Origin of the sequence: Aquincola tertiaricarbonis (genome assembly GCF_023573145.1) — a bacterium.
GTDB lineage: Bacteria > Pseudomonadota > Gammaproteobacteria > Burkholderiales > Burkholderiaceae_C > Aquincola > Aquincola tertiaricarbonis_B.
Map to the genome: position 1 here is coordinate 2,161,240 of NZ_CP097635.1, position 24,550 is coordinate 2,185,789.

General features: G+C 69.7%; 31 protein-coding genes. 5 read left to right on the top strand and 26 right to left on the bottom strand.

Translation table 11 applies throughout. The features are described from left to right. Window positions 1–11: 11 nt before the first annotated feature. From nuoN to MW290_RS09935, 4 genes are read left to right on the top strand one after another with little or no spacing between them, the layout of a single operon-like run. Entirely contained in the window at window positions 12–1,496 is a 1,485-nt protein-coding gene (gene nuoN / locus MW290_RS09920; RefSeq protein ID WP_250194502.1) for an NADH-quinone oxidoreductase subunit NuoN, read from the top strand. Between the two features lie 43 nt (window positions 1,497–1,539). Continuing rightward, window positions 1,540–1,845 carry a DUF2818 family protein gene (locus MW290_RS09925; RefSeq protein ID WP_250194503.1) on the top strand — a complete coding sequence of 102 codons (306 nt, stop codon included), beginning with the start codon at window positions 1,540–1,542 and terminating at the stop codon, window positions 1,843–1,845. Window positions 1,846–1,847: 2 nt separating this feature from the next. Beyond that, entirely contained in the window at window positions 1,848–2,435 is a 588-nt protein-coding gene (locus MW290_RS09930) for an NUDIX domain-containing protein (RefSeq protein ID WP_250194504.1), read from the top strand. Window positions 2,436–2,487: 52 nt separating this feature from the next. Next, window positions 2,488–2,952, top strand: a complete 465-nt coding sequence (locus tag MW290_RS09935) for a DUF1178 family protein (protein WP_250194505.1) — start codon at window positions 2,488–2,490, stop codon at window positions 2,950–2,952. A 20-nt stretch (window positions 2,953–2,972) separates the two neighbouring features. Here the strand turns inward: MW290_RS09935 and MW290_RS09940 are convergent, their stop codons facing one another. From MW290_RS09940 to flgB, 12 genes are all read right to left on the bottom strand, one after another. After that, a complete protein-coding gene (locus tag MW290_RS09940) occupies window positions 2,973–4,022 on the bottom strand; it encodes a hypothetical protein (protein ID WP_250194506.1) in 1,050 nt (349 codons plus the stop codon). A gap of 7 nt (window positions 4,023–4,029) precedes the next feature. After that, complete coding sequence (gene flgL / locus MW290_RS09945; RefSeq protein ID WP_259373439.1) at window positions 4,030–4,938, bottom strand: flagellar hook-associated protein FlgL; 909 nt, start codon at window positions 4,936–4,938, stop codon at window positions 4,030–4,032. A 16-nt stretch (window positions 4,939–4,954) separates the two neighbouring features. Continuing rightward, a complete protein-coding gene (gene flgK / locus MW290_RS09950) occupies window positions 4,955–6,331 on the bottom strand; it encodes a flagellar hook-associated protein FlgK (protein WP_250194508.1) in 1,377 nt (458 codons plus the stop codon). A 102-nt stretch (window positions 6,332–6,433) separates the two neighbouring features. Further along, on the bottom strand, window positions 6,434–6,778 hold the full coding sequence (locus MW290_RS09955; protein WP_250194509.1) for a rod-binding protein: 345 nt from the start codon (window positions 6,776–6,778) through the stop codon (window positions 6,434–6,436). After that, a complete protein-coding gene (locus tag MW290_RS09960; protein ID WP_250194510.1) occupies window positions 6,778–7,932 on the bottom strand; it encodes a flagellar basal body P-ring protein FlgI in 1,155 nt (384 codons plus the stop codon). Before MW290_RS09960 ends, MW290_RS09955 begins: the two co-directional genes overlap by 1 nt. An 11-nt stretch (window positions 7,933–7,943) precedes the next feature. Next, window positions 7,944–8,630: a flagellar basal body L-ring protein FlgH gene (flgH, locus tag MW290_RS09965; protein ID WP_250194511.1), complete on the bottom strand. Its 687-nt coding sequence runs from the start codon at window positions 8,628–8,630 to the stop codon at window positions 7,944–7,946. Then, window positions 8,627–9,415, bottom strand: a complete 789-nt coding sequence (flgG, locus tag MW290_RS09970; protein WP_250194512.1) for a flagellar basal-body rod protein FlgG — start codon at window positions 9,413–9,415, stop codon at window positions 8,627–8,629. Before flgG ends, flgH begins: the two co-directional genes overlap by 4 nt. A 10-nt stretch (window positions 9,416–9,425) precedes the next feature. Further along, window positions 9,426–10,151 carry a flagellar basal-body rod protein FlgF gene (locus MW290_RS09975; RefSeq protein ID WP_250194513.1) on the bottom strand — a complete coding sequence of 242 codons (726 nt, stop codon included), beginning with the start codon at window positions 10,149–10,151 and terminating at the stop codon, window positions 9,426–9,428. A gap of 23 nt (window positions 10,152–10,174) precedes the next feature. Beyond that, window positions 10,175–11,362 (bottom strand): flagellar hook protein FlgE, encoded by a 1,188-nt coding sequence (locus MW290_RS09980; protein WP_250194514.1) that lies wholly within the window; start codon window positions 11,360–11,362, stop codon window positions 10,175–10,177. A gap of 19 nt (window positions 11,363–11,381) precedes the next feature. Continuing rightward, window positions 11,382–12,053, bottom strand: coding sequence for a flagellar hook capping FlgD N-terminal domain-containing protein (locus MW290_RS09985; protein ID WP_250194515.1), 672 nt, complete (start codon window positions 12,051–12,053; stop codon window positions 11,382–11,384). Between the two features lie 4 nt (window positions 12,054–12,057). Continuing rightward, window positions 12,058–12,462, bottom strand: coding sequence for a flagellar basal body rod protein FlgC (flgC, locus tag MW290_RS09990; RefSeq protein WP_250194516.1), 405 nt, complete (start codon window positions 12,460–12,462; stop codon window positions 12,058–12,060). A 1-nt stretch (window position 12,463) separates the two neighbouring features. After that, window positions 12,464–12,826: a flagellar basal body rod protein FlgB gene (gene flgB, locus MW290_RS09995; protein ID WP_250194517.1), complete on the bottom strand. Its 363-nt coding sequence runs from the start codon at window positions 12,824–12,826 to the stop codon at window positions 12,464–12,466. On the opposite strand from flgB, the gene flgA reads away from it, so the two are divergent. Further along, complete coding sequence (gene flgA / locus MW290_RS10000) at window positions 12,825–13,547, top strand: flagellar basal body P-ring formation chaperone FlgA (protein WP_250194518.1); 723 nt, start codon at window positions 12,825–12,827, stop codon at window positions 13,545–13,547. The genes flgB and flgA overlap by 2 nt on opposite strands. A gap of 16 nt (window positions 13,548–13,563) precedes the next feature. Here the strand turns inward: flgA and flgJ are convergent, their stop codons facing one another. The 14 genes from flgJ to fliH form a co-directional block, all read right to left on the bottom strand. Beyond that, complete coding sequence (gene flgJ, locus MW290_RS10005) at window positions 13,564–14,325, bottom strand: flagellar assembly peptidoglycan hydrolase FlgJ (protein WP_250194519.1); 762 nt, start codon at window positions 14,323–14,325, stop codon at window positions 13,564–13,566. Continuing rightward, window positions 14,312–14,737 carry a flagellar export chaperone FlgN gene (flgN, locus tag MW290_RS10010; RefSeq protein ID WP_250194520.1) on the bottom strand — a complete coding sequence of 142 codons (426 nt, stop codon included), beginning with the start codon at window positions 14,735–14,737 and terminating at the stop codon, window positions 14,312–14,314. The genes flgJ and flgN overlap by 14 nt, the downstream gene beginning before the upstream one ends. After that, complete coding sequence (flgM, locus tag MW290_RS10015; protein ID WP_259373440.1) at window positions 14,734–15,066, bottom strand: flagellar biosynthesis anti-sigma factor FlgM; 333 nt, start codon at window positions 15,064–15,066, stop codon at window positions 14,734–14,736. Before flgM ends, flgN begins: the two co-directional genes overlap by 4 nt. Window positions 15,067–15,086: 20 nt before the next feature. Continuing rightward, a complete protein-coding gene (locus tag MW290_RS10020; protein WP_250194521.1) occupies window positions 15,087–16,127 on the bottom strand; it encodes a flagellar motor protein MotB in 1,041 nt (346 codons plus the stop codon). Continuing rightward, a complete protein-coding gene (gene motA / locus MW290_RS10025; RefSeq protein WP_250194522.1) occupies window positions 16,114–17,031 on the bottom strand; it encodes a flagellar motor stator protein MotA in 918 nt (305 codons plus the stop codon). Before motA ends, MW290_RS10020 begins: the two co-directional genes overlap by 14 nt. Before the next feature lie 24 nt (window positions 17,032–17,055). Further along, window positions 17,056–17,784: an RNA polymerase sigma factor FliA gene (fliA, locus tag MW290_RS10030; RefSeq protein WP_250194523.1), complete on the bottom strand. Its 729-nt coding sequence runs from the start codon at window positions 17,782–17,784 to the stop codon at window positions 17,056–17,058. Between the two features lie 7 nt (window positions 17,785–17,791). Next, the gene (locus tag MW290_RS10035) at window positions 17,792–18,244 is read right to left on the bottom strand and encodes a flagellar basal body-associated FliL family protein (protein ID WP_250194524.1); all 453 of its coding nucleotides are present in this window, start codon (window positions 18,242–18,244) and stop codon (window positions 17,792–17,794) included. 3 nt (window positions 18,245–18,247) lie between these two features. After that, window positions 18,248–19,564 carry a flagellar hook-length control protein FliK gene (locus MW290_RS33125; protein WP_310740069.1) on the bottom strand — a complete coding sequence of 439 codons (1,317 nt, stop codon included), beginning with the start codon at window positions 19,562–19,564 and terminating at the stop codon, window positions 18,248–18,250. Further along, entirely contained in the window at window positions 19,561–19,866 is a 306-nt protein-coding gene (locus tag MW290_RS10045) for a hypothetical protein (RefSeq protein ID WP_250194526.1), read from the bottom strand. Before MW290_RS10045 ends, MW290_RS33125 begins: the two co-directional genes overlap by 4 nt. After that, window positions 19,859–20,251, bottom strand: a complete 393-nt coding sequence (gene fliS / locus MW290_RS10050) for a flagellar export chaperone FliS (RefSeq protein ID WP_250194527.1) — start codon at window positions 20,249–20,251, stop codon at window positions 19,859–19,861. Before fliS ends, MW290_RS10045 begins: the two co-directional genes overlap by 8 nt. Before the next feature lie 5 nt (window positions 20,252–20,256). Beyond that, entirely contained in the window at window positions 20,257–21,615 is a 1,359-nt protein-coding gene (gene fliD / locus MW290_RS10055; protein ID WP_250194528.1) for a flagellar filament capping protein FliD, read from the bottom strand. 88 nt (window positions 21,616–21,703) lie between these two features. Beyond that, window positions 21,704–22,144, bottom strand: a complete 441-nt coding sequence (gene fliJ, locus MW290_RS10060) for a flagellar export protein FliJ (RefSeq protein ID WP_250194529.1) — start codon at window positions 22,142–22,144, stop codon at window positions 21,704–21,706. Then, on the bottom strand, window positions 22,141–23,451 hold the full coding sequence (fliI, locus tag MW290_RS10065) for a flagellar protein export ATPase FliI (protein WP_250194530.1): 1,311 nt from the start codon (window positions 23,449–23,451) through the stop codon (window positions 22,141–22,143). The genes fliJ and fliI overlap by 4 nt, the downstream gene beginning before the upstream one ends. Continuing rightward, window positions 23,448–24,512 (bottom strand): flagellar assembly protein FliH, encoded by a 1,065-nt coding sequence (gene fliH / locus MW290_RS10070; protein ID WP_250194531.1) that lies wholly within the window; start codon window positions 24,510–24,512, stop codon window positions 23,448–23,450. The genes fliI and fliH overlap by 4 nt, the downstream gene beginning before the upstream one ends. Between the last annotated feature and the right edge of the window lie 38 nt (window positions 24,513–24,550).

Here is a 24,550-nt window from a genome sequence, read left to right on the forward strand (position 1 = left end):
TGGCCACAACCATGATTGAAATGAACTGGCTGGTCATCTACCCCGAACTGCTGCTGCTCGTGCTGGCGTGCGCCGTCGCGCTGGTCGACCTGTTCGTCACCGACCCGAAGCGTCGGCCCACCTTCTGGCTGACGCAGGCCTCGCTGGCCGTGGTGGCGGCGCTGCACCTGAGCTACGTGCAAGGCGGCGTCACGGCCTACGGCATGCAGGACATGGTGGTCGCCGATCCGATGGGTCACCTGCTGGCCTTCTTCGCCGCCATCGCGGTGATGGTGTCCATCGCCTATGCGCAGCCCTACATCGGCCCGCGCGAGATGCTCAAGGGCGAGTTCTTCTCGCTGTCGATGTTCTCGCTGCTGGGCATCTGCGTGATGGTGTCGGCCAACAACTTCCTGGTCGTCTACCTCGGCCTGGAACTGATGAGCCTGTCGCTGTACGCGCTGGTGGCCCTGCGCCGCGACAGCGCCGTGGCCACCGAGGCCGCGATGAAGTACTTCGTGCTGGGCGCGCTGGCCAGCGGCTTCCTGCTGTACGGCCTGTCGATGATGTACGGTGCCACCGGCACGCTGGAGATCCCGGGCGTGTTCGACGTCATCGGCAAGGGTGAAGCCAACAACACCGTGCTGGTGTTCGGCCTGGTGTTCATCGTCGCCGGCCTGGGCTTCAAGCTGGGTGCCGCGCCGTTCCACATGTGGGTGCCCGACGTGTACCACGGTGCGCCCACGGCCGTCACGCTGCTGATCGCCGGCGCGCCCAAGCTGGCCGCCTTCGGCATGACCATCCGCCTGCTGGTGGAAGGCATGCTGGGTCTGGCGGTCGACTGGCAGCAGATGCTGCTGGTGATGGCGATCGCCTCGCTGGCCATCGGCAACTTCGCGGCCATTGCCCAGAGCAACCTCAAGCGCATGCTGGCCTACTCGGCCATCGCGCAGATGGGCTTCATGCTGCTGGCGCTGGCTTCGGGTGTCGTCAGCGGCAACACGCTGTCGGCCGGCAACGCCTACAGCTCGGCCATGTTCTACATGGTGGCCTACACGCTGACCACGCTGGGCAGCATCGGCCTGCTGATGCTGCTGTCGCGCGAGGGCTTCGAGAGCGAAGACATCAACGACCTGGCCGGCCTGGGCCGCCGGGCGCCGTGGATGGCCGGCGTGATGGCTGTGTTCATGTTCTCGCTGACCGGCATTCCGCCGACGGTGGGCTTCTACGCCAAGCTGGCCGTGCTGCAGGCGCTGATCACGACCAACATCGACCTGTACCTGTGGATCGCCGTGGCGGCAGTGCTGCTGTCGCTGATCGGTGCGTTCTACTACCTGCGTGTCATCAAGGTGATGTACTTCGACGAGCCGCCGGCCGGTGCCCCCGCCGTGTCGCAAGGCTCGGGCGTCAGCGCGCTGCTGGCCGTCAATGGCGCCGCCGTGCTGCTGCTGGGCATCCTGCCGGGTGGCCTCATGGCGATGTGCCGCGATGCCATCGTGAAGGCGCTGGCCACCTGATGAAGTCGGCCGTGCAGTCCACCGTGGGTCATCAGGAGTAGCGGTGGGCGCGCATTCGGCAGAGGTCTGGTTGGTGCTGCTGGTGGCCACCATCGCCGCCAACCTGCCGTTCGTCAACGAGCGGCTGTTCCTGTTCGGCCCCCAACGCCAGCCCAAGCGCTGGCCCTGGCGGCTGCTGGAGCTGGCGGTGATGGCCGGCCTGACCTTGCTGGTCGGCATGGGGCTGGAAGCCCGCATCGGCCAGCGCCAGCCGCAGGGCTGGGAGTTTTATGCGGCCGGTGCCTGCCTGTTCCTGACGCTGGCCTTCCCCGGTTTCGTCTGGCGCGTGCTGCGCCGTCAACAAGGTTGAGCATGTCTGCCGAGAAAGACCAGCACCTGATCGAAACGCGCCTGTCGGGCGAGCAGGTGTACCGCGGCAACTTCCTGGACGTGCGGCGCGACGTGATCGGCCTGCCCAACGGCGACACCGCCACGCGCGAATACATCGTGCACCCGGGCGCCGTGGTGGTGGTGCCTCTGATGGACGACGGCCGCCTGGTGCTGGTGCGCCAGCACCGCTACCCGCTGGGCCGGGTGCTGCTGGAGTTTCCGGCCGGCAAGATCGACCCCGGCGAAGACACGATGCGCTGCGGCCTGCGCGAGCTGACCGAAGAGACCGGCTACAGCGCACGGGAAGTGGCCCGCGCCGGCATCCTGCACAACGCGGCGGCCTACTCCAACGAGCACATTGAGATCTTCTTCGCCCGCGGCCTGACCGCTGGCACCCAGCAGCTGGACCATGGCGAGCTGATCGACGTGCACCACCTGTCGGCCGACGAGCTGGATGCGATGGCCGGCCGCGGCGAGCTGACCGACGCCAAGACGCTGATCTGCCTGCTGTGGCTGCAGCGCTGGCAGGCCGGCGCCTGGCCGCTGGACTGGCAGCCCACCCCGCTCTAGGGTTGCGGCAAAGCGCACAGCACCCGCGAGCTGCTGCCACTATCATCATTTCATGAAGGTCCTCAACCTCTGCTGCAGCCAGGGCCATGGCTTCGAAGGCTGGTTCGCCTCGGAAGAAGACTATGGCGCCCAACTCGACAAGGGGCTGATCAGCTGCCCCCTGTGCGCCGACACCGCCGTCACCCGAAGGCCCAGCGCCCCGCGCCTCAATCTGTCGGGCGCGCGTGAACCTCGTCCGGCACCGGTGGCCGTCACGCCCGATGCGAGCGGCAAGGACATGTCACCCGAGGTGGTGCTGCAGGCCGCCTGGATGCACGCGGTGCGCCATGTGATGGCCCACACCGAAGACGTCGGCACACGCTTTCCGGAAGAAGCGCGTCGCATGCACTATGGCGAGATCGAGGCCCGCGGCATCCGTGGCCAGGCCACGCCCGAGCAGCGCGAGGAGCTGCTGGACGAAGGCATCGAGATCGCGTCGCTGCCGATGCCGCAGGGGCTCAAGGGCCCGCTGCAATAAGGCGGCGGGGCGCCGCCGGCTTACTTCAGCGTCAGCAGCGACACCACACGGCTGCGGTTCACGCTCACCAGTGCCGGCGCAATGGCGGCATACACCTCGTAGTCGGGCTGCTGCGCCCGGGCGCCGAATTCTTCGGCAAAGGCCGTGGCCCAGGCCGCGTCGGCCGCCTGCGCGGTGCTTTGCTTGGCACGTTCCAGCGTGTCGCGCACCTGCTGGGCCACGCGGCGCACATGCTCCAGCGCCTGCGTCACTTCCTGCAGCGTGTTGCGCAGCGCCGCGGCGTCGCCGGTGCTCCAGCCCGCCGGCGTGATGGCTTCTTCCTGCGCTTCGGTCTTGGCGCGCAGCGGCTGGCCCGAAGGCAGGCGGATGCCGCCGCCCTTGATGGCCAGCGCATCCCGCACCTGGGTCCAGGCGGTTTCGGTGGTGCTGAAGACGGTTTCGCCCGCGCCATTGAGGCTGACGCCGATGCCCAGCGGCGTCAATGCCCGGTCGAGCTTCTTGACGTTGTCCTGCAGCGTGGCGCCGGCTTCCAGCGTCACCGTCACCGGGCCGCTGCGGTTCTGGCCGAGCGAGAAGCTCAGCGTCTCGCGGTCGCCGCTGCTCAGTGCGGTGCTGTCCAGCCCGCGGATCGAGAAGCGGCGCTTGGCCGGTGTTTCGGCACTGAAGCGCAGCTGGCTGTCCAGGCTGCCGCCGGTGAGCAGCTCTCGCTGGCGCCACAGGTCGTCCAGCGATTGCAGCTGGCGGTCGGCGGTGCCGTTGGCGCTGCCGTTCGTTGCCTGCTGTGCGAGCTGGGCACTGGCGGCCGCGGCGCGCAGGCTGGCCAGCTGCGCACTCAAGGTGTTCTTGAGCTGCTGCAGCTGCGAGCTCATCCGCTCCAGGTAGTCGAGCGTGCGCTGCGCGTCCGCCGTCTGCTGGTTGCGGTCGGGGTTCCAGTTCTGCCGCGCGACGCGCAGCGGCTTCAGCTCGTTGCTGCTGCCCTCGGCCGCGGCCGACTCGCCCGCCGTACGCGCCTGGGCCGCCGAGGTCGGGCGGCTGCCTTGCGCGTTGACGGTGGACGAGATGGCTTGCATGGCGAACTCAGATGACGTCGAAGAGCGACAGCCCGCTCACCTTGGCATAGGCCTTCTGCGTGGCTTCGAGCGCGGTGCTGTAGCCCTCCAGCTTGACGGCGGCTTCGCTGTAGTCCAGCGCGCCCAATGTCAGGCCGGCCTGCTGGTTGGACAGGCTCACGTTGGCATGGTTGTCGCCCAGCGTCTGTAGCGTGTTCTGTGCACCGCCCAGGCCGGCGATCAAGGTGCTGATCTTGTCGATGCCACCGTCCACCGCCGACATCGTGGCCGTGAGTTCGGCGCGCACGGTGGTGTCGTTGACGCTGACGCCCGACTCGAAGCTGCTGATCGTGCGGTCCAACTGGTTCAGCAGCGCGGCCATTTGGTCCAGGTGCACGTTGGCCGTCTGGGTGATGCCGTTGCCCACCACCACCTTCTGCTCGCCGGCGTTGCCGGTCCAGCTGTAGCGTGAGCCCACCGGCTGCGTGCTGTCCGCGGTGATGGTGGCCGTGTTGGTGGCCGTGCCCGAGAACATGTAGCGGCCTTCCTGGTCGCGGCTGTTGGCGGTGTAGAACAGGCTGTCGCGCAGCGCTTTCAGCGAGCCGGCCATCGCGGCCACGTCCTCGGGCGTGTTGCCGCCGTCCGCGCCCCACACCAGCAGGTCGCGCACTTGCAGCAGGTCGGTGCTCATGCCGTCCAGCAGGGCCTCGTTCTGCTGCAGGCGGGTGCCCAGCGCGGTGATGTTCTCGCGGTATTGGTCCAGCGCGGCTTCTTCGCGGGTCAGGCGCGACAGGCGCACCGCGGTCACCGGGTCGTCGGAGGGCACGGACAGCTTGTTGCCGCTGGCGATGCGCTCGAGCATCTCCTGCGCACGCGCAGAGGCGTCCTGCAGGGCAGCGTTCATCGTGCTGTGGTACTGGGTGCTGGCAATGCGCATGGTGTCGTCCCCGTGCTCAGATCATGGCCAGCGTGCTGTCGAACAGCTCGTTGGCGATGGAGATGACCTTCATGTTGGCCTGGTACATCTGCTGGTACTGCAGCAGATTGACGGCCTCTTCGTCCTTGTTGACACCGCTGGTGGACTTCCAGCTGGCCTCGGCCTGGTTGCGCACCGTCTGTGCGGTGCTCAGTGCGGCCTGGTTCTGCTGGCTGTCGGTGGCCAGCTTGCCCACCAGCTGCGAATAGACGTCGCCCAGCAGCACGTTGCCGAGCGAGGTGAGGGTGACGGGTTGTTGCTGTAGGGCGATCACTGCCAGGAGATTGTCACTGCCGCCCGGTTGCAGCGGATCACTCGAAAAGCCCAGGTTTTGCGGCAAAACACTCGGGTTGACCTTCAGCAGGCTGGTCGAGCTGGTGGCATCGAACACGAACAGCGGCTGGCCAGCCGAGCCGTCAGAGCCGTAACCCGTGGTCAGCTTGTTGTTGATGTTGGTCGACAGCTGGTCGGCCATCTCGGTGATGGAGCGCGACAGCGGCGTGAGGATGCGCCCCTGCAGGTCGTCCAGCCCGCCCAACTGGCCGCCCAGCGGCGTGCCCGCCAGCGAGAAGGTCTGGTTGGCGAAGTCGAGCTTGAGGGTCTGCGTGCCGTCGGGGTTGACCTGCGCGCGCATCGTGGCGGGCGACGAGCCCACCACCAGCGGCTGGCCGCCGCGCAGCGAAACGCTGCGGGTGCCATCGGGCTGGTTCACCACCTGCACCTGCACCAGCTTGGCCACTTCGTCGATCTTCTTGTCGCGCTCGTCGATCAGGCCCGAGGCGTTCACGCCCAGGCCGGTGGCCGCGGCGATCTTGTCGTTCAGGCGCGCCACGTCGGCCGACAGCGTGTTGACCTGGTCGACCACCGTGCTGCGCTGCTGCGCGATGGCGGTGCGCTGGTTGGACAGCACCGTCTGCAGACTGTTGAAGCGCTGGGCCAGCGCGCCGGCCGCGGTGATGACCTGCTGGCGCAGCGGCGAGGAGCCGGGCTCCACGCTGGCGGCGTTGAGGGCCGAGAAAAACTGGTCGAGGCCGCCGCTGATGCCGGATTCGTCACTGCCCAGCACCTGTTCCAGCTGGGTCAGGTAGGACTGCGACACCTCGCGCTGCGCCAGGTCGGACGCGGCAGTCCACATCTGAAGGCTCTTGTAGCTGTCGCTGAAGCGGATCAGCGCCGGCACGTTGACGCCGGCACCCACGGCCGTGGCGCCCGATCGGGCAGGCTGCACCGTCGTCAGCTGCACGCCCTGGCGGGTGTAGCCGTCGGTCATCACGTTGGCGATGTTCTGGCTGGTCACGTCCAGCCCGATCTGGGCGGCGCGTGTTCCGGACAGGGCGGTCTGGATGAGGTTCATGGGCGTCGATCCGGTTGGCGAGCCCTCGCCGGGCCCGCTCACAAGGGGAAGGCGACCGCAATGCGGCCGGACTTAAAGCCTGGGCGAACCCGCAGGTTCGCGTCAACCCTTGGCAGGCGGCAGGGGGGCCGGCCCGGGCGTGGCCGGAGCGGCCGGCGGCAGCAGCTGGCGCAGCAGCGCGTCGGCCACGCCGAAGGCGCGCTGGCTGGCCATCTGGTCGGCCAGCAGGCCGTCGGCCAGGTCGAGCATGTCGTCGTTGGTCTTGTTCTTGAACGGGCTGTCCTCGTCGGCCAGCTCGCGCATGCTGCTGCGCATCTGGTGCAGCATCTGCTTGATCATCTGCGCCTCGAACTTCTCGGCAGCCTGGCCGGCCTTGACGCGCAGCGCCTCGTCGTCGGTGGCGGCCGGGCCGTTGGCGCGGCCGCGCAGGGGTTCGATGCCGCTCATCAGATCACCACCAGTTCGCCGTCGATCGCGCCGGCCTGGTCCAGCGCCTGCAGGATGGACATGATGTCGTCGGGCGTGGCGCCGATGCTGTTGATGGCGTCGATGATGGTCTGCAGGTTGGCGCCGGCCGGCCACTTGAACATCGTGCCCGAGCCCTGGTCCACGTTGACGCGCGACTGCGGCGTGACCGCCGTGTTGCCGCGGCCGAAGGCGTTGGGCTGGCTGACCTGCGGCGTCTCGGAAATGACCACCTTGAGCGAGCCATGCGAGACCGCGGCCGGCTTGACGGTGACGCCGTCGGCGATCACCACCGTGCCCGTGCGCGAATTGAAGATGACCTTGGGCACTTCGCGGCCCACGTCGATGGGCAGCGCCTCCAGCGCGGCCACGAAGGCCACGCGCTGGGTCGGGTTGGCGGGCGCCACCACGTCCACACTGGTGGCGTCGCGCGTGCTGGCCACCGGGCCGTAGGCCTTGTTGATCGATTCGACGATGTTGGTGGCGGTCTGGAAGTGCGGGCGCTTCAGGTTCAGCCGCACCGTGGGGCGAGTGTCGAAGTCGGTCTCGATCTCGCGCTCGATGCTGGCGCCGTTGGGCACGCGGCCCGAGGTGGGCGTGTTGATGGTGACGCTGGAGCCGCTGGCGCCGCTGGCGTTCAGCCCGCCCACCACCAGGTTGCCCTGGCCCAGCGCGTACACCTCGCCGTCGGCCGCGCGCAGCGGCGTCAGCAGCAGCGTGCCGCCGCGCAGGCTCTTGGCGTCACCCAGCGACGAGACCGTGATGTCGATGGTCTGGCCCTTGCGGTAGCCGGGCGGGAACACCGCGCTCACCATCACCGTGGCCACGTTCTTGGACTTGGCGTCCACCTTCTCGGGCAGCTTGACGCCGAACTGCTTGAGCAGGTTGGTCATCGACTGGCCGGTGGCCTTGGACTGCGTGCTGTCGCCACTGCCGTTGAGGCCGACCACCAGGCCGTAGCCGATCAGCTGGTTGTCGCGCACGCCTTCCACGCTGACCAGGTTGCGCAGCGTGCGCAGGTTCTTGGCGGGCACCGCCTCGGCGGCGGCGCTGCGCGGCGGGTTGGCGGCCAGCGTGGCCAGCGGGGCGGCCAGGGCACCCAGCAGCAGCAAGGTGACAGTGCGCGGGAAGGTCATGACGTCGGCCTTCAGAAGGGCATCCAGGGGCTGGTGAAGAAGCGGGTCAGCCAGCCGGGGTTGTTGGAATCGGCCAGCGTGCCGCGGCCCGAATAGGCGATGCGGGCATTGGCGATGCGTTGCGAAGAGACACGGTTGTCGGTGTCGATGTCGGCGCTGCGCACGTAACCGGCCAGGCGCACGAACTCTTCGCCCTGGTTCAGGTACAGGCTCTTCTCGCCGGACACCCGCAGCAGGCCGCCGGGCATCACCTCGTGCACGATGACGGTGATGGCGCCCTGCAGCGTGTTCTGCTGGCTGCTGGTGGCCGAGCCGTTGAAGTCGCGCGAGCCGCCCGCAGCCACGTTGGCATTGATGGTGCTGGTGCCTATCACCGGGGCGCGGAGGGCGATGTTGCTTTCCTTGCCGAACTTGGTGTCGGCCGACTTGCTGGACTGCGTGGTCTCGTTGAGCACCACGGTCAGCACGTCGCCGGGGCGGAAGGCCCGGCTGTCGGAGTGCAGGCTCCAGGTGGCATCGGGCGTGAACACGCCGCCAGCCTGGCCGCGGCGCGACACCGGCTGCATCACCGGCAGCGGCTTTTCTTCGGCCAGCACCGGCGCCTGCTGCGGCTCGATGTGCGCGCAGCCCGAGGCGGCCAGCAGGGCCGTGGCGGCCAGCAGCAGGCCGGCCGCATGGCGGCGGTGCTGCGTGCTCATCGGGCCGCCTGCGCCAGGTACTGCAGCATGTTGTCGGCTGCGGAGAGCACCTTGGTGTTCATCTCGTAGGTGCGCTGGGCGGCGATCATCTCGACCATCTCTTCCACCACTTGCACGTTCGAGCCTTCCAGCGCGTACTGCTTGAGCTTGCCCAGCGCATCGGTGCCGGGGTTGCCCACGGTGGGGGCGCCGCTGGCGGCGGTCTCGGTGTAGAGGTTGTCGCCGGTGGCCAGCAAGCCGGCCGGATTGACGAAGCCGGCGATGGTGAGCTGGCCCACCTCGGTCTGCGCCGTCTGGCCGCTGACGCTGACCGAGACCACGCCGTTCTCGCCGATGGTCACGCCGGTGGCGTTGGCGGGGATGGTGATCTCCGGCACCAGGGGCAGGCCCTGGGCGGTCACCAGCCGGCCTTCCGAGTCCATCTGCAGCTGGCCGGCGCGCGTGTAGGCGGTGTTGCCATTGGGCAGCGCCACCTGCAGGAAGCCCTGGCCCACGATGGCCACGTCCAGCGCCTGGCTGGTGGTCTGCAGGCTGCCGGTGGTGAACACCTTCTGCGTGCCCAGCACCTTGGTGCCGTTGCCCAGCTGCGTGCCGGAAGGCGACGCGGTGTTGTTGTCGCGTTGCGCGCCGGGCTGCTGGTCCACCTGGTAGAACAGGTCCTGGAACATCACGCGGTCGCGCTTGAAGCCGACGGTGTTGACGTTGGCCAGGTTGTTGGCAATGGCCTGCAGCTTGGCGTCCTGCGCCTGCACACCGGTCTTGCTGATCCACATTGCGGGGTTCATCGAAAACTCCTCATTCCCTGATCAAACGGTTGCCGGACTCGGCCATCGAGTCGGCGGCCTTGTAGAGCTTCATCTGCACCTCGAAGTCGCGGTTCAGGCTCATGGTGGCCACCATCTCCTCGACGGCGGACACGTTGCTGCCTTCCAGCGCACCGGCCTGCAGCTGCGCGTTGTCGTCGGCGGCCAGCGGCTGGCCGTTGCGCGGCACGATGAGGCCCGCCTCGTTCTTGGTGATCTGGCCGACCTCGGGCGTCACCAGCTTCAGCTTGTCCACCGCCTGCATCTCGGCTTCGCCGGGCGCCTGGATGGACACGGTGCCGTCGACGCCGATGCTCAGCTTCTCGTACGGCGGCAGCACGACGGGGCCGCCGTCGCCCATCAGCGGGCGGCCGTCCACCTTCAGCGCGCCGTCGGCGTCGATCTGGATGGCGCCGGCGCGGGTGTAGGCCTCGCCGCCGTTCCACTGCACGGCCAGATAGGCATTGCCCTGCAGCGCCACGTCCAGGTCGCGGCCGGTGGCGCGCACGGCGCCAGCGCGTGAGGTGACCGCATTGGTCTCCAGCTTGGCCATGTGGCGGGCGTCGAAGCCGGTGCCGGGCACGGCCTCGCTCAGCGCCATGTCCAGGTCGGCGCGGAAGCCGTTGGTTTCCAGGTTGGCCAGGTTGTTGGCGTGCACCTGCTGCGCCCGCATCGAGCGCTCGGCGCCGCTCATCAGCGTGTAGATCAAGGCGTCCATCGCGTGGTGTCCTCAGTGCCCGATCAGACCGCCTGCATCAGCGACTGCATCATCTCGTTCTCGGTGGACAGCACCTTGGTGTTGGCCTGGTAGTTGCGCTGGGCGGACATCAGGCCCACCAGTTCGCCCGTCATGTCGACGTTGGACTGCTCGATGGAGCCGGTGGTCAGCTTGCCCGTCATGCCGGTGCCGGCCGCGAACAGCAGCGCCTCGCCGGAGGCGGTGGAGGCCACCCAGCTGGTGTCGCTGACCGGGGTCAGTGCACCTTCGGACGGGAAGGCCGCCAGCGCCACGGTGCCCACGCGCTTCTTCTGGCCGTTGCTGTACTGCGCCATCACCGAGCCGTCTTCTTCCAGCGCGGTGCTGATCAGCGTGCCCGAGGCATAGCCGTTGGCGCTGTTGACGGTGGGCACCGACTCACCCGCGTACTGCGTCGTGCCCGCATAGTCGATCGCCACCGTCAGCGCATTGGCGCCGGTGGGCGTGCCCAGGTTCAGCGACACCGGGGCGGTGGGCGAGGTCAGCACGCCGTTGGTGTCGAAGGTGAGCGACTGCGTGGTGGCCACGGCCGCGCCGTCGAAGGTGTAGTGCACGTCGATGGCGTTGGTGCCGGTCTTGACGAAGTACTGCGTGACCGTGTGCTTGGTGCCCAGCGAGTCGTACACCGGCGTGACGTTGGAGCTGTTGAAGGTCAGCGGATCGGCAGGGTTGAAGGGCGTGATGGTGGGCACCGTCCAGTCGCGCGACAGGTTGCTCACGTACTTCAGCGTGTCGCTGGCGTTGGCCGCGATCTGGCCGTTGGGCACCGTCAGGTCGCCCAGCGCGCCCAGCGCGGTGCTGCCTTCCACCGCGGCATAACCCTGCACCTTGCGGCCGCTGCCGTCGATCACCGCGCCGTCCTTGTCCACCGAGAACATGCCCACGCGGCTGTACACCATGGTGCCGCTGGCATCGCGCGAGACGAAGAAGCCGCGGCCGCTGATGGCGGCGTCCATGCTGCGGCCGGTGCTGGTGACGCTGCCGCCTTCTTCGATGCTCTGCGTGATGGAAGAGACTTCGGCGCCCGTGGCCTGGGTGCCCGCGTACATGGAGGCGAAGTTGGCGCGGCCGGCCTTGAAGCCCGCGGTGCCGGAGTTGGCGATGTTGTTCGAGATGGTGTCCAGCTCGGCATTGATGGCGTTGATGCCGGACAGGGCGATGGCGAAGCTCATGTCGGTTCCTTCGGGTACGTCAAGGTTGTGCGGTGGTGCGGCCGTGGAAGGCGGTGATCGCGTCGGGGGCGGTTTCGCCCACGCTGGAGACGTCGACCACCACGCCACCGTTGGCGGCCAGGCGCACGCTGCTGAGCGTGCCCTGCAGGCTGATGGCGGGGGCGGCCTGCTGATCGGCCTCCACCCGGATGGCATAGCGGCCGGCCGGCAGGCCGAGGGTGCTGCGGTCGAGGCTGAAGTCCACGTTGCCGGCGCTGCGCGTGCCCAGGTCGATGCGGCGCTCGGTGCCGCCGTCGGAGGTGAGCACCAGCGTGGTCTTGGCGCTGGTGGCGCCCAGCTCGAAGCTGCCGGCCACCGCGCCGTCGCCCAGCTGCACGCTGCTGCTGGTGACGGTGACCTGGCCGCCCACCTGGCCGCCCAGACCCAGCGTCTGCAGGCTTTCCAGCAGCGCGCCGTTCAGCGTGGTCTGGCTGGAGAGCTTCTGCAGCGTCTCGGTCTGGCTCAGCTGCGTGAGCTGCGAGACGAACTCCGAAGGGTCGTTCGGCTCCAGCGGGTTCTGGTTCTTGATCTGCGCCACCAGCAGCGTGGTGAACAGGTTGGACATCTCGCCGTTGGCGCCGATCGCATTGCTGATCGAGCCGCCGGAGGAGCTGCTGCTGGTGGTGTTGTTGGTGAGCAGGCTGGTGGTCATCGCATCAGCCCTCGCCCAGCTTCAGCAGCGACTGCTGCATGCCCTTGATGCGCGACAGCACCTCGACGTTGGTCTCGAAGGCGCGCGAGGCGGACATCATGTCGGTCATCTCGGCCACCGGGCTCACGTTGGGGTAGAAGACCATGCCTTCCTCGTTGGCCAGCGGGTGGTCGGGCTCGTAGGACTTGCGCAGCGGCTCGGTGCTCTGCACCACGTCCAGCACCTGCACCGAGCTGCCGCCCGCGCCTTGCGAGATGGCGGCGAACACCGGCTTGCGGGCCTTGTAGGTGTCGGTCTCGGAGCCGGTGGCCGATTGCGCGTTGGCCAGGTTGCTGGCGATGGTGTTCAGCCGCACGGTCTGGGCCGACATGGCGGAGCCTGCGATCTGGGCGATGTTGCGGAAAGTCATCTCAACGTCCTTCGATGGCCTTGGCCAGACCGCGCAGCTTCATGTTCACGAAGGTCAGGCTGGTCTGGAAATCCGATGCGTTCTGGGAGAAGGCCGCCTGCTCCACGCCCAGCTCGACGGTGTTGCCGTCCTGGGTGGGGTGGAAGGGCACGCGGTACTTCGGGTCCTCGGTGTCTAATGACAGGCCGTCGGCGTCCTCGCCGGCTTCCGTCTGGCGCAGGGTGGCCGCGAAGTCGATGTCGCGGGCCTGGTAGCCGGGCGTGCTCTCGTTGGCGATGTTGGACGCCAGGATCTTGGTGCGCTCTGCCCGCAAAGCCAGCGTGTTGGCATGCGTGCCGAGCGCCTGTTTGAAGTCGATGCTCATGCTGCTCCTTTGCCTGTCTAGAAAATGGGGGTCCGCCGGGTTGCTGGCCTATGCCGCCACGGTGGCCGCGGCACCTGCCGCCGTGCCCACGATGGAAGCCGCGGTGGCCGAAGCCGCCCGCGAAGCCCTGCAGCAGCAGGCCGAACGCGACGGACTGCTGGCGCCGGACATCGAAGTGAGCGTCTCGCCCGTGGGCACCAAGGAGGCGCCGCGCTGCGCCCAGGCGCCGCTGGTCGAGACGATGGAAAACCGTTTTGCCAGCCGCATGCGCTTTTCGGCCCGCTGCCCGGGCGTGGACGGCAGCCGCACCGTGTTCACGGTGCGCGGCACGCTCAGCGCCGAGGTGGTGGTGGCCGCGGCCACCGTGCCTTCGGGCAAGCCGCTGGCGGCCAGCGACCTGACGCTGGACCGGCGCGACATCTCGTCGGTGCCCGACCCGATGTCCAGCATCGACGAGGCCACGGGCCAGGCACCGATGCGGCCCTTGCGGCCCGGCCAGGTGCTGCAGAAGCGGCTGCTCGCCGCGCCGGTGCTGGTCAAGCGCGGCGAGGTGGTGGTGATCGAGGCGCGCAGCGGCCCCATCCAGGTGACCGCCAGCGGCGAGGCGCTGGAGCCCGGCCGCCAGGGCGACGTGGTGCGGGTGCGCAACGTCAACACCGGCAAGATCATCCGCGCGCGGGTGGTCGATACCGGCACGGTGCAACCGGCCGACATGCCGTGAGGCAGGGCAGGGCGCTTCACTTGCTGCGCAGCCGGTTGACCACGCTGACCAGCTTGTCGGCGTAGTTCGGGTCGGTGGCATAACCGCCGCGGGCCAGCGCATCGGCATAGGCCCGCACGTCGGTGCCGGTGTTCAGCGCGCCCTGGTAGCGCGGGCTGGTCTGCATCAGCTGCGCGAAGTCGCGGAAGGCGCTGGCCGCATCGGGGTAGCTGCGGAAGCGCTCGGTCTTCTTCAGCGCCACGCCGTCTTCGTATTCGGTGGTCAGCGCATCGGCGCTGCCGCCGCGCCAGCTGCTGCCGGCCTTGATGCCGAACAGGTTGTGGGTGCTGCTGCCGTCGGCGGCGCGCAGCGGGCGCTGGCCCCAGCCCGATTCCAGCGCCGCATGCGCGGCCAGGATGTCGGGGGCCACGCCCAGCTGCTGCGAGGCTTCTTCGGCCCAGGGCGCGATCTGGCCCAGGAAGGCCTGACGCTCGGGCGAGCCGGCCTGCGCGTCGGTCAGCGCGCCGCTGCCGTCCAGCACCGTCGCCGGGGTTTGCGTGCTGCCTTGGCCGGCCTGCATGCGGGCCAGGTAGGCGCGGGCGGCGCTGCTCAGCGCGGGCACGTCGCCGCTGTCGCGCGAGCCGTTGGCGATGTAGTCGCGGATCTCGCCGTCCAGCTGCTTGAAGGTCTGGCTGAAGCGGCCGCTGCCGCCTGGCAGCGAAGGCGCAGCGGGGGCCGTGGGGGCGGTGGGCTGGGCCGCACCGGTGCTGCCCAGCAGGGCGATGTCAGGCCGGAACATAGGTGTCGGCCTCCCCTGCCAGTACACGTTGCATCAGGGCGTGCTGCTCCATCAGCAGCCGGCAGTTGCGGCTGTTGAGGCGCTTGCACTCCACCACCAGGGCTTCCAGTCCCTGCCAAAGCTGCTGCAGCGGGGCCCGCATCGCAGGCGCGAACAGCGCGATCACCTGCGCCATCGTGGCCGGCGGGCGGATGCCCAGCAGCGCCACGCCCCGCATGCGGTCGCGGCGGCGGCCGTCCAGCACCGCCACCAGCGCGCTGATGCGCTCACCCAGCTGGGTGAGGGCGGCGGTGTCATGGCGCAGGGCGGCCTGGAACTGCTCGCCCAGCAGGCCGCGCAGCGTCTGGTAGTCGGCATGGTCGGCATGCACGCCCGACACCAGGCCGCGCAGCACGTCGGAACGCTTGGTCATGCGCGGCCCCCGTGAAAGCGCTGGATCAGGCCGGCCAGCTTGCCGGCGTCGAATTGCAGGTCGCCGCGGGCGATGGCATCGCGCAGCTCGGCCACCTTGGCGTGGTCGATCTCGGGCATCTGGGCCATCGCCGCCAGCGCCGGTCCCAGCACCGCCGACTGCAGCACCTGCGGCGCCGTGCCGGCCTGGATGCCGGCCAGCCCACTGGTGCCGCCCGCGGCGGCCACGCCTGCGGCGGCGGCCACCTTGCCGGCAGCGGCCGAGGCGCCGCCCGCGGCGTTGCGCACGGGCCCGCCGCGGGAGGAAGACGTCTTGGAAGAGGTTCTCATGGCGTGTTCGTCCGTTGTCGTCAGCGGCCGCCCGCCACCGGGGTGGCCACGGCGTCGCGCCCGGCCAGCAGTTGCGTGCGCAGCGCGGCCACGCCCGCCTCGGGCTTGGCCGGCACCACCGACAGGCTGCCCGGCACCAGCGACTGGCTGCGCGTGGGCATGCCGTACATGGCGCTGACGGTGCGGGCCTGGTCCGGCGTCAGCACCATCAGCTCGATGCGGCGGTTCACGTCGGCGCGCGGGTTGTCCGGCGTCATCGGCGCGCGGTCGGCCATGCCGGTGACCTGCAGCACGCTGGTCTCGGGCATGCCGCCCATCAGCAGGTGGGTGCGTGCGGCGGCGGCGCGGTTGTTGGAGAGCGACCAGTTGGAAAAGGCCGTCGGGCTCTTCTCCACGTAAGGCAGCGAGTCGGTGTGGCCGACGATCATCAGCTGGTTCTCGATCTGCGCGAACAGCGGGCCCAGGGCCTGCATCAGTGCGCGGAAGCGCTCGGTGGGAATGGCGCTGCCGCGCTTGAACATGCCTTCACGGTCGGTGTCGTGCAGCATCACCCGCAGGCCGAAGGGCGTGACCACCGCCTGCAGGTTGTCTTCCAGGCCGGCGCGGCGGCTCACCTCGGCCATCACGCGGGCCAGCTCGGCCATGTCGGCTTCCGATTCGTAGCGCGACTTGCTCAGCTTGGGCGTGGGGCCGGCGCCTTCACCGGACTCACGGGCGCCGACGGCGCCGTCGCGGTTGCGTGCGTCGTCGCCGTGCGAAGGCACCGGCTCGCGCGAGATCAGGCTGCCCAGCGGATTGCCCGGCTCACCGGGAATGCGCCCGCCGCCACCGCCCTCCATCGGGCTGCCGCCCTGCGCCATGCGCAGTTGCTCGGCGGTTTCCTGCTGCTCGCGCGAGGCCATCAGCCACAGCACCAGGAACAGGCACAGCAGGGCCAGGCAGAAGTCGGCGAAGGCCACCTTCCAGGCGCCACCATGGTCGTCATGGTGGCCCTTGCCGGAGACACGCTTGACGACGGTCTCTTCATGGTGCGCCTTGCCCTTGCCTTCAGGCTTCGACACGCTTGTCTCCCGCGCGGCGCGACGGTGTGGCGTCCGGGTCGCCGGCGTTCTGCATCTTGTCGATCCAGCCTTCCAGCACCGCGAAGCTGGGCTTGATGTTCAGCTGCACCAGGCGGCGGCCGGCGTCGATGGCCAGCAGCGGCGGCTTGCCCGCCACATGGGTGCACAGCACCACCTTGACCGATTCCAGGGCCTGCATCTCCTCGGCCACCAGCTGCTTCATCATCATGCTGATGGGGTCGAGCAGGCCGTAGCACATGAAGATGCCGATGAAGGTGCCCACCATGGCCGCGCCCACGCGCACCGCGATCTCGCCGATGGCGGCGCCGTCGGCCACCACGTTCATCGTCATCACGATGCCCAGCACGGCCGCAAGGATGCCGAAGCCGGGCATCGCCTCGCCGATCTTGGCGAGCGACTTGGCCGGCTGCATCAGCTCCTCGTGGATGGCCTCGATCTCCTGTTCGAGGACACCCTCCAGCTCGTGTGCGTTGATCTTGCCCATCGCCATCAGGCGGAAGTTGTCGACGATGAAGTGGAGCAGCTTCGGCTCTTCCAGGATCAGCGGATAACGCTTGAAAAGAGCGCTTTCATGCGGCGCTTCGACGTGGGCGTCCAGCGCCTTCAGGCCGCCGGCGGCGGTCTGCAGCAGCTCGTACATCAGCAGCAGCAGCTGGCGCTGGAAGTCTTCGCCCGGCTTCTTGCGCAGCATCACCTTGCGCACCTGCAGCCACAGCTCCGACAGCACGTGGCCGGGGTTGCCCAGCACCAGGGCGCCGGCGCCGGCGCCGACGATGATGACCAGCTCCACCGGCTGCCAGATCATCGACAGCGCACCGCCGTGGAACACGAAGGCGCCGAAGACGCAGCCCAGGATGATGACGATGCCGATGATCGATTGCATGGGAATACTCGGGTAATGCGGGGGTCAGGCGGGCTGCAGGAAGCTTTTCATCTTCTTGAGCGCGCCCTTGTTGATCTGGCAGACACGCGCCTCGGTGACGTCGAGCACCGCGGCGATTTCCTTCAGGCTGAGCTCGAACTCGTAGTACAGCTGGATGACGCGCTGCTCGCGCACGTCCAGCGCGCGCAGCGCCTGCTCCAGGCTGCGGCGCACCACGTACTGTTCTTCGGGCGACTGCTGGTCGCTGGGCACCAGGCTCAGCTCGGAGACCAGCTCGTCGAAGCTGGACAGCGCCTCGGCGTTCTCGTCCAGCTGGTGCTCGTGCCACTGCTCGGCGGTCAGGCCCAGGGCCTTGATCACCTCGGCGTCGCTGGGCTCGCGGCCCAGCTGGCGCGTCAGTGCGCGCACGCCGTCGCGGATCTTGTGGCTGTCCTGGCGCACGCCGCGCGGCCGCCAGTCCTGGCGGCGCAGCTCGTCGAGGATGGCGCCGCGCACCCGCATGGCGGCATAGCTGCCGAACTTCTCGTCGGGCGGGCCGTAGCGGCGCAGCGCGTCCAGCAGGCCCATCAGGCCCACCTGTTCCATGTCGTCGCGGCCCATGGTCACCGTGACCTGGGCATTGAGCTGGCGCACGATGCGCTTGACCAGCGGCGCATAGGCCATCAGCTGCGCGCCTTCGTCCAGCGCGCCGTGCAGCGCGGCGGCCGGCGGCGCACCCCAGGCCTGTTCACCGTAAGCGGCGACGTAGCTCATCGGCCGCCTACTCGATGATGAGCTTGCCGATCATCGCGGTCTTGAAGGGCATCTCGCGATGCTCGGCTTCATAGCTCTTCGCGAAGGCGGCGTTCAGCTCTTCGGTGTACTGGTCGATGGTCATCTTGCCGGCCGTCTCCAGCGTGTGGGCCGACAGCGCCTTCACCGCCACGCTGCGCAGCAGGGGCAGGTGGTCCTTGAGCACCTTCTCCTGCTCGGCCGGCGTCTTGAACACCATGTCCACCGCCAGGTAGTGCGACAGCGGCTCGCCTTCACGGCCGCGCAGCATCACCAGCACCTTGTCCAGGTTCACGTACTTGTAGACGGTCTTGTCGACCTTGGGCGCCTCTTCCACAGGCGCGGCCTTGGGCTTCAGGTACCACCAGGCGGCGGCACCGCCGCCCCCCAGCACCAGCACCGAGGCCACGCCGGCGATCAGCAGGACGTGCAGTTTCTTCATGGGTTACTCCAGGCTGGATGCCATCGAGAACGGGCTGCCGCTGGCGCCGCGTTCGGCTTCGGCCAGTGCACGGCCGGGGCGCTCTTCCGCCTGCGGCTGGCCACCCTGGCGCCGGCGGCCGTCGGCATCGCCGGGCTGCGCCGCCACGTTGACCGAGACGTCGGTGTACTGGCGCTGCGACAAGTCCTGCCGCAGTGCATCGCTGATGCTTTGCAGCTGGCGCTGCACATCGGGGTGGCTGGCGCTGAGCTGCACCTGCAGCGCGCCGGCCTCGTGGCGCAGCACGATCTCCACGCTGCCCATGGCCTGGGGGTCCAGGCGGATGACCGCATGCTCGCTGCGCTGGGCGATCTGCACCTGCAGCCGCTCGCCCAGGGCCTGCAGCAGGGCCGGTCCATGGGCCGGCACCGCACGGGCGGTGCTGGCCACGGCACTGGCCGATTCGGTGGCGTGGACCGGCGCTGCGCCGGTGTCGGTGCCGGGCGTGGTGACCAGCGCGGCCACCTCGTCGCGGCGCAGCGGCTGGGCTGGTGCGCTGCGCTCGGCCGGGCTGGCGGGCGCGGGCTCGCGCAGTGCGGCGGTGGAGGCGGCTGCAGCAGCGCCCTCGGCCCGGCCGGCCCCGGCGGCCACGGACGCGCCCGCGTCGGCGCTGGCGGCGGGGTGAGCGCCAGCCAGTGCCGCAGCGTGACCCTGGGGCAGGGCGGTGCCCGCAGCCTGGGCGGCGCCTGGTGTGGCCTGTGTGGCCAGGCGGCCGTTGCGCGAGAGGGCCTCGGCGGCAGGCATGCCGGCGAGGCCGCCGATGGCGGACAGGCCAGCCGCGGTGCGGTCGCCGCTGGCGGCTGCGGCTTGGGCGTCCGGCGTGGCGGCGGCAGCGGGCAGGCCGACCGGCGTCACCGCCGTCATCGGCAGGCTGGCCATCAGCATCGCGGCGTCGTTGCGCCAGGCGGGCGTCAGTTCAGCGGCGGGCTGCACGGCGGCGTCACCCACGGCGGCCACGGGCGCTGCGGTGGTGTCCGCGGTGGCGGCAGGCTCGGCGCTGGTGTCGTCACCGGTGGCATCGGCTTCCTGCGGCGCAGCGTCGATGGTGGGCAGCAGACCCAGGCTGGCCAGCAGCGCCTGGAAGGCGCCGGCCTGTCCTTGGGCCGCATCGGCGGCGGGCGCGTTGCTGCCGTCGGCGGCCGGGCGGGCCGGCGCATCGGCCGCAGCTGCCACGGCCGGCTGACTGGCCGGTGCGATCGCTGGTGCAACAGCGGTGGGTGTGGCTGATGCGGCGGCCGCAGGCAGAGCGGCGTCGAGCGCGTTGGTGGTGGGCAGGTTCATGCGGTTTCCCAGGCCTGGCCGCCGGCATACGCCAGCCAGCCGTCACGTTGTTGGCGCATGCCGTCCAGCTGCTGTGCCAGCGTGGCCACGGCGGCGTTACAGCGGCTGCTGGCCAGCGCGTGGCAGGCCCGCAGCTGTTGCAGCGCCTGGCGTTCCGCGGCCGACCATGGGCCGGCGGCGGCCAGTGGCGGCAGGCCGGCGGCCACATCACGGTCGGCCTGTTCCATCGCGGACCAGTCGTCGTCGCGCAGCGCGGTTTCCAGCCGCTGGCGCCAGGCGAGCAGGGCAGCCTTCCTATCCATGGCGCGCCTGCAGGCCCAGCCAGCCTTGCTTGAGGGTGGTGAGCAGGCCCGAGACCTCGTCGATGATGGCCGGGTCGAGCTGCGTGCCGGCGTGGTACAGCCGGTCGGCGCAGTAGTCGTACAGGCGGTCGAGGTTGTGCACGATTTCGCCGCCGTTGTCGAAGTCGAGCGAGCTGGCCAGGCCGTGCAGGATGTCAATGCACTTGTCCAGGCTGCGGGCCTTGAGCTCGTAGCGGCGCGCCAGCACGTGGGCGCGGGCGCGGGCCAGTTCTTCCAGCAGGCCATCGGTGAGGATGAGCACCAGTTGCACCGGCGAAGCCTGCGCGGTCTGCGCGCCCAGGTTCACCGCGTGGTAGCTGCGATAGCCGTCTTGGTTCAGGTTCATGGGTGTCAACTCGACAGTGAGGTGAACAGGTTGGTGGTCTCGCTCATGCTCTGCTGCAGCGTCTGCAGCTTGGTGAACTGGGCGAGGTAGCGCTGGTAGAGGTTGTCGTACTGGGTATCGAGCCGCGTCTGGCGCGACGTGAGCGATTTCTGCGTCAGCGCCACCGAGTCCTGCCGGGCCTTGATCTGGCCGTTGGCGCTGTTGGTCCACTGCTCGAGGTACTTGTCGATGGCGCCGAAGATGCCGCTGGGTGCGGTGGCGCTGGAGCTGCCGAAGAGGGTGTCCAGGCCCGTGGGCTTGGCGGCCAGGGCCTTTTCCAGCTTGGTGGCGTCCAGCTGCATCTGGCCGCTGCGGTCCAGCGTGATGCCGTAGTCGGCCAGCTTCATGCCGCCCACTTCCTGGCGCACCATGTTGCCCAGGCGACTGATCATCGAGCGCACGCTGGCATCGCTGGCAAAGGCGCCGGCGGCCGCGCCGGTGTCCTTGTTGGCCGTCTTGGTCAGGTCGGCCAGCGTGCTGCGCAGCGCGTTGTAGGCATCCACGAAGCTGCGCACGTTGCTGGCGGTGCCGCTGCTGTCGTTGGTCACGGTCAGCGTCACCGGGGCTTCGCCGGTGGCCATGGCCTTGGTGAAGTTGATGGTCACGCCCTGCACCGCGGTGAAGGTGTTGGACGACTGCTGCATGCGTACGCCGGTCGTCTGGTCGCCCAGCCACACCACGGCGTCCTGCGCTGCCACCAGCGTGTTGCCGCCGGCCAGCTTGGTCTTGAGGGTGGCGTCGGTCAGGCCGCTGGTGTCAAGCGACACCGCACCGCCCGCGCCGGACTTGCCCGACGACAGCACCAGCTGGGTGGAGCCGCCGCTGGTGATGACGCTGGCCACCACGCTGCCGGCGTTGCCGGCGGTGTTGTTGATCGCACGGGCCATCTCGGCCGGCGACAGCTGGCCGTTGCTGTCTGCATCGGCGCCGGAGAAGTTGACGCTGAAGCTGGTGCCATCGGCCAGCGACAGGCCCAGCGTGCCGGTCTCGGCCGCATCGGCCATGTTGGCAAACGCCACCTGGTGGGTGCTGGCCAGCTTCTCGACGAAGAAGGAGTAGCTGCCCGGCTGCGCCGTGGCCGACGCGGTGGCCGTGCCGTTGGCCGTGCTGCTGAAGGTGGCCGCAAACTTGATGACGCTCTTCTTGGCCGACAGGCTGGCGATGGCACTGTCGAAGGTGGTGAGCGCCGAGCGCATCTTGGTCAGCGCCGTGGAGGTGGCCTGCGCCTCCTTGGTCTTGGTGGTCAGCAGCGCCTGCGCATTGGTGGTGTACGCCGTGGCCAGTTGCTGGGCGGTGCTTGCGGGGTCGAGGCTGGTGGTCGTCACGGAGTGCTCCTGAAAGGCAGAGTGGTTGCCATGTCAAGGCGACCGGCGGCGCCGACGGCTGAAGGCGCTGAAAGGGACGAAGGGGCGATCACGAGGCACGCCCCCGCAGCCACACCTGGGAAGCCAGGTCGTCGTTGACCTTCTGCTCACGCACGCCCTGCGCGCGCAGCAGCGCCAGCGACTGCTTCTCGGCCACCTGGCGCAGCACCTCGTGGCCGCGGGCGGCCTGGTGCAGCGCCTGGCGGGCGACGTCCATCTGGGCTTCGTGCGCGGCCAGGTCCTGCGCATGCGCATCGACCATGGCCAGCAGCGTCTGCTTGTAGGCACCGTTGTTCAGCGCCAGCACACCGGCGGCCTTGCCTGCGGCCAGGCCGGCGCTGGTGTCTTCGCACAGGCTGCGCATGCGGGCCAGGTTGTCCAGGTAGCGCTGGCGCATGGCTTCGCGCGCGGCAAAGTCGGCGCTCAGGCGGTCGACTTCCTTTTCGCGCAGCGCCACCAGGCGGTCCAGCGGAATCGGCTTCGAACTCATGCCACCACCTCCGCCAGTTGGGTCACGCTGGCCGCCAGCGGCGCGGCTTCGCGCACGCCCTGGTGCAGGAACTGCTCGATGCGCGGCCAGGTGTTGACGGCCTTGTGGGTCACCGGGTCGGCGCCGGGCACGTAGGCGCCCAGCGGCAGCAGGTCGCGCACCTGCGCATGGCGGGCCACCATGGCCTTGAGCGTGCGTGCGGCCAGCTGGTGCTCATGCGTGGTCACCAGCGCCATGCAGCGGCTGATGGACTGCGCGATGTCGATGGCCGGGTAGTGGCCGCGCTCGGCCAGCTCGCGCGACAGCACGATGTGGCCGTCGAGGATGGCGCGGGCGGTGTCCACCACCGGGTCCTGCTGGTCGTCGCCTTCGGCCAGCACGGTGTAGATGGCGCTCATGCTGCCGGCGGCGTTTTCGCCATTGCCGGCGCTTTCCACCAGTTGCGGCAGCATGCTGAACACGCTGGGCGGGTAGCCGCGGGTGGCCGGCGGCTCACCCAGGGCCAGCGCCACTTCGCGGCGGGCCATCGCATAGCGGGTGAGCGAGTCGACCAGCAGCAGCACGTCCTGGCCCTGGTCGCGGAAGTGGGCGGCGATGGCGTGGCACAGCTCGGTGGCACGCACCCGCATCAGCGGCGATTCGTCGGCCGGGGCCACCACCACCACGGCGCGAGCCAGGCCGGCTTCGCCCAGCGACAGGTCGATGAACTCGCGCACTTCGCGGCCGCGTTCACCGATCAGGCCCACCACCACCACGTCCGCCACGGTCTGGCGGGTGATCAGGCCCAGCAGCACGCTCTTGCCGACGCCGCTGCCGGCCATCAGGCCCACGCGCTGGCCCTTGCCCAGCGTCAGCATGCCGTTGATGGCGCGCACGCCCACGTCCAGCGGTTCGTCCACCGGGCGCTTTTTCAGCGGGTTGACGCGCGGCGGCTGCGTTTCCAGCACATGGTCGCCGCCCAGGCGGCCCCCGCCGTCCACCGGCTCACCCAGGCCGTTGACGATGCGGCCCAGCCATTGCGGGCCGATCTGCAGCGCGCTCTGGTCGGGTTGCGGCAGCACGCGGGCGCCGGTGCACAGGCCTTCGGGCTGCTTGAAGGGCATCAAATACGAGACGTCTTCGCGGAAGCCGATCACCTGCGCATCGATCCAACCGCCGGTGCCGGTTTCGATGCTGCAGCGCTGGCCGATGCGCAGTGCGCAGCCCACGCTTTCCAGCAGCAGGCCGGAAGCGCCGACCAGCCGCCCCGTGGGCGTGGCCACCGGCACGCTGCCGAGCTGGATCTGCCGAAGCGCGGAACCGATCACGCCACCACCTCCGTGGCCGCGGCCTTGCGGCGCGCAGCGGGTGCGGTCTTGGCGGCCGGCTTGTCTGCCTTGGCGGGCTTCTCGGCCGCCACCTTGGCCTCGGCCTTGTCGGCCGCTTTGGCGGCCGACTTCGCGGCCGGCTTGGCCACCGGCGCAGGCTCGGCCGCTTCGGCCGTGGCGGCCTTCTTGCGCGGCGCGGCCGGGGCGGGGGCAGGGGCCGCTTCAGCTTCGGCCTGCGGGGCTGCCGGCGCCGCTGCGGCGGGCTCGGGCTGCGGCGCAGGCGCGGCGGCTTCGACCACCGGGGCGGCCGGGGCCACGGGGGCGCGTGCGGGCGCTGCCGGGGGCGCTGCCACGGGCGCCTCGGCGGCCACCGGCGCGGCGGCATCGGCCGGCGCCGGGTTGTCGATGAGTTGCGAGCGCACCTGGTCCATGCAGGCGGCCAGGCGCTGGCGGCAGCCGGCGTCGGCCTCGCGGCGGCCTGCGCGCACGCGGCATTCGCCGGCGTCCAGCTGGGCATCGGCCACCAGCGTCCAGCGGGCGGCACGCGCCGGGTCCACGTCGCGGATGCGCTGCAGGTCCTCGGGATTCAGGTGCACCTGCACGTTGTCGTGCGGCGGCGGCATGGTGGCCAGGGTTTCGTCCACCAGGTGCAGCAGCTGCGCCGGCTGCAGCGCCAGCTCGCAGCGGATCACCTGCCGCGCCACGCGGGCCACCAGGTCCACCACTTCCTCGCGCATTGCCGTCTGGTAGTCGGCCTGCGCCTGTTGCAGCGCGGCCAGCACCGCATCGATCGGGCCGGCCAGCTTGTCGAAGCGGGCGGCGGCCTCACGGCGGCCTTCCTGCACGCCGATGCGGCGGCCTTCGTCGCGGCCGATGGCCTGGCCATCTTCGCGGCCACGCTGCAGGCCCTGGTCGTAGCCTTCGCGGTAGCCCAGCTGCTGGCCATGCTGGAAGCCGTCGGCCAGCGAAGCCTGGGCTTCGGGCGGCAGGCCATGGGCGTCGCCCAAAGCCTTGGCCACGTTGACCTTGGACAACGGAGGAAAGCGGTGCGGTCTGATCATGCGGCCAGCCCCCGCACCGGCACGGTGCTGCGTTTGAG